Raw genomic sequence first — 4,608 nt, 5'->3', positions numbered from 1 at the left:
CATATTTGCTTATCTTTGCTTCAAATAGGCTTTTTTCACCAACCTCTAATGAAAAATTAGAGCAAATTCCAATATACTCATCGTAATTACTTTTCGTCTTAGTGGCTGTTATATCAAACCCTGAAAAATCTATAAATGCCCCACTATTTTGATCATCATTTGTAAAAACCAAAATATTGTTAAACGATACTGTATTTAATAACCCTAATGTAAAACCAAACTTAGTAGCTAGTAAGCTCATAACCGGACTAGAAAAGGCATAAAATCCTCTTTTTTGAAGAAATTCACCTATATTTTTAGTGGCAGAAAGTGCATCTGGTACGGCAAGCAGTAGTGTTAGTGGCTTAAATGTAGCCCTTAAATCAGTTATATCAAGAAGACTAAAAAAGAATTTAACTATCTCTTTTGCCATATAAATCTTGCCATCCTCTGAAGCCTTTTTAAGGTTCTCTTTGATTTCCTCAAAACCGTCTTTGATTGCTTCTATACTCTCTTCTTCTTTATCAAAATTTTCATGATTTAATATTATGGTTGCTTTTTTTATTAGCTCATCCCTTAGCCTATCCAATAAGGAGTTAATGTTTCGATCTATTTTTTTATAGTTGCTAACTAGTTCACTAGATGCTTCTTCAAAATTTTTAACCATATTGCCTTGTTCTCTAAAAATATTTGCAAGATTTACTAGTTCTTTAGTAAACTCTTCAATGATATCCTTTTCTTGACTAAGCACCTCCAATTTCATACTACTGTTTGCGACTTTTATTTCATCAGTTCTTTCAAAACCATGCTCATTTTTGAATAAACTAAATTTATCAAAATATTTATACGTCTTTATAATAACCTTTTTGCCTTCTTTTTTTTGATCGTACAGCTTGGTAAATATCTTATTATATAAGGCATCTCCATTTAATATATTTGTATTATAAAAATGGTTTAAATCACGGCAATAAAAGGTTATATTTTTATATCCTTCTCCATTTACGCCGACCTCAAAAAGTAGTTCTTCTATGCTTCTAATAATTTTTATATTATCTAATCTCAAGAACGATCCCTCTCTTTAAATTTATCAACTAACAAGCATTACAAAGCTAGTTGTGTTTATGTCATTTGTATAGCCACTATCTAGCCCTTTAGCTATCTCAAGCTCTATACTTTTAGCTCCAGTTGGAGACATAAAAACATAAGTGTAAGTATGTCTATTCTTTTCTATATTAGAACTATTAAATTCATCTAAACTGGCAAAAAAGCCTACCCCACTTTCCGGGCTATTTGCCTTTTTGTAGTTCTCTTTATCAAGAGAGCTAAAATTCTTTGGAACTACAAATATCAAATTCAGCTTATCCGCTCCATATCTTAGTTTAAATTCTTTGATGTCATAACGCTTATCGTCATAATTATCCGCCAAAAGAGCCTTTAAATTCTTATCCTCTACGTTTCTTCCCTCGTCTAAATTGAGGTTGATCTTGCTAAAGCCATTTTTATCTTCAAATTTTTTATCAAATAGATAATATGTAGTTACCAAAAGATTATCTATTTGAGAAGCAAAAGCTTTTATATGAAGTCTGATCAATGGCTTATTTAAATTTGGATTTTGTACGGCAAGGTTATTACTATCAAACGTAGGATTACTTAAACTATGCTCTAGTTTTAGTTTATTCTCTTTTTTTATGCACCTTAGTGAAGAGCCGGTGTTGCTTAGGCAGTTTGGCACTAGATCTTGCATTACAGCGTAGTGATCATTCATACTTTTTAGACTAAGTGCTGATCTTGGTACATAAGCCACTATGACGCATGGAGTCCTAGCTGAGCAGCCTACTATCGGCGAGTTTATAAAATCAACATCAAGTATCACACCTTGATCGTCTGATCTTATGCTCCTGCCTGCCCTACTTTTTAAGATCACATGACCGCCATGTGGGCAAATGATAGTGTCATCCTCTATGACAGGGCATGAAGTCGCAGTAGATGAAATTTCTTTAGATTGATTATCTTTTTGTAAATTTTGCCTTTGATTTAAATTTGAAAGAGCCTCTTTAGTCTTTTTGTTTATTGGTTTTAGATTGATATTTAGACTCTTATTTAATAGTGAATAATTTAATATATTTGCTTGAGAATTTCTATAAGCAACATTTAGCCTTCCTATATCTTTATCCTCATCTCTTGGCTGATGAGTAAAATTTAGAGGGATATTCTCATCACTATTATATTTTTCGTCTTTAAAATAAAGTGGATAATCCTCCTCTTCATTGGCTTTAGACAAAAGGGCAGAGTTTAGATATATTCTTTGATTCATATTTTTGCTATCTAGCTTAAATATCTCTTTTAATACCTCAACATCGACTATACTTTTATCTACTGCACTTACACTAAGGGTATCGTTATTTTTATAAAATATACTTCCCACGCTCTCATTCATAAGAGCTTTTATATCATCGGTTGCTACTTTATTGTTGTAAGCTACATCATCATTATTTTGAGCAGATTTATTATTAGCTATTACTATGGCTTCATCGCTAGAGCTTATATCCTTAGAGTCTATGCTAGCCAAGAAATTTTCATTTTCTTTTAGCTTTGCTAGATCCGCATATTTTAGATTTATTATGCTCTTTAGCATATCTATTCTATCTTTTACAAATATGCTAGCCTCTGCTATATCTACTCTATTATCTCGTAGTATCGTTATATTTTTATAGATATTTTTGCTATAAGAGAAGTATTTACCAAGTTCATTTACATCTATCTTTTTTTCAAATACAAATAAATTCAAAGCACAAATAGCCACTAGCATATCTATATCGCCAGCTCTAGCATCACTTACTATCTTTGTCGCATCTAGTTTATCTAGATCATCTATATCTAGTATCTTTACTAGATGTGCCTCTTTGTTGCTATTTTTATCTATGTTGCTGCCTAAATTTTCTATTATATACCCGACCATATCTTGCTTAAAAATTTTCATCACTAAATTTGCCATATTCGTAAAAGAGATTTAAATAAGCATAAAAGATATATAAAGGCGTATCTAGCATAGAAGCATCGCTTATATCATCTATATTTACATCCAAATTTAACTTCGATCTTATGCATTTTAGTTTAAATTTAAGCGACTGGATATATTCATTTAGATAGTCAAGTGCTTCAGCTATATCTTTGCCTTCTATTTTTGCTTCATTTTCTTTGTTTTCCAAGAGATAACACAACATATACAAAACCAAAACGCTCTCTTTTAAAAAGTGAGATCTAATTAATATATTCACCAAGTGTCTATTCTCTGTATTTTCATACTTTACTTCGCCAGTTGTATCTATGCCTAGCTTATAGCCTAGATCAGATATTACTGAAAAGGTAGGTTCTATCAAAACAGCTACATCTTTCGAAAAGCTATCTTCATCTCTATTGATACTTTGTTTAACGCTCTCTACGTGATGTATCTCTATGTCTATATCTTTTTCTTTGCTAGCTTTATTTATATTAGAGCTCACCTTTTTATCTGCAAGAGTCTTTTGAGCTTGTTCATTATTTTTAACCACATCTACGTATTCATCTACGCTGCTCTTATCATCTTTAAAGCCAAACATACCTTTTATCTTATTAAAGACTGAGCCTACCATCTTTCCTATAAAGCCATCTTTGTCTATGACTCTTGCTATCCATCTTGCACCTTTTGCTATGGCTTTGGCTACAAAGCTAAGAAGCCTTAAGCTCCAAGTAAAAGCTGAAGCTAATATACCACCATAAATTCCTGGAGCGTTATAAGTATAAAGTTCTTTTACTCCGCTATCTTTAAAGGTTACTGCATATATTTGAGCTAGATGACCTCCTAATGAGTGACCTGATAAAATGATGTCTTTGGCAGTGTTATCTAAACCACTTAAGTTTTGACTATGAGAATTTATAGCTTCTTGCATAGAGGATTGAAGTGATTTTAAGGCAGATATTTGCATAAGCGCTCTTGATGTGATAGCCATAAAGGCATCATCTAAGAGATCGTTTATTTTCATCTCTGTTCCTCTAAAGCCTATTATATAGTTTGACTTAAGCGTGTCATAAAATATAGTTGAGCTAAAACCAGATTTTTGATTAGGTATGTGCTTTACTAGCTCATAGCGATTAACAAAAAGTTTTGTACGAGGAGAGAGTTTATAAATTTCATCTTTTCCAACAAGCAATCTCTGCTCTTTTGTATCTTTGTCATAGTAGATAAAATTTTTAACATCGTTATCTATTTTTATATCTTTTATTTCTCCATTTTTACCAACTGGCTTCTTAACTACTTTGTCAGCCATAAATCTAGCTTCTATGCAAAGAGCATAAGCGGTAGGATCACCAAAATTCCTACCATTGTTTTTTGCTTTCTCAGAAAGCTCCTCTATTGTGTCACCCTTGATAACATCATCTGCATATCTCCAAATAGGCTTTTTTATTTCATCTTCTCTATAAGAATTTACAATATTTTCAGGGACATTATCTTTACCAAATTTATTATAAAGCTCATCAAGTCCATTTCTTTCATTCTCAAATACATTATGAAGCATTGCATAACTTGCATCAGCTATATCAATATAGTCTTTAAAGCAATTTATTAGCTCTTTATTTGATTTTTTAGTT

Annotated in this window: 3 protein-coding genes; all 3 read right to left on the bottom strand. The window is 31.6% G+C overall.

The features are described from left to right. The coding region (locus F3G69_RS09075; protein WP_149715047.1) for a hypothetical protein at window positions 1-1,042 on the bottom strand (1,042 nt) is incomplete at its 3' end. A 24-nt stretch (window positions 1,043-1,066) separates the two neighbouring features. Continuing rightward, window positions 1,067-2,962 (bottom strand): hypothetical protein, encoded by a 1,896-nt coding sequence (locus F3G69_RS09070; RefSeq protein WP_188115361.1) that lies wholly within the window; start codon window positions 2,960-2,962, stop codon window positions 1,067-1,069. Further along, the coding region (locus F3G69_RS09065; RefSeq protein ID WP_188115360.1) for an Mbeg1-like protein at window positions 2,946-4,608 on the bottom strand (1,663 nt) is incomplete at its 5' end. The genes F3G69_RS09070 and F3G69_RS09065, both read right to left, overlap by 17 nt.

This window comes from Campylobacter concisus (genome assembly GCF_902460625.1).
GTDB lineage: Bacteria > Campylobacterota > Campylobacteria > Campylobacterales > Campylobacteraceae > Campylobacter_A > Campylobacter_A concisus_AD.
The sequence above is the reverse complement of the archived record's forward strand: the minus strand, read 5'-3'. Positions and strand labels throughout refer to the sequence as shown.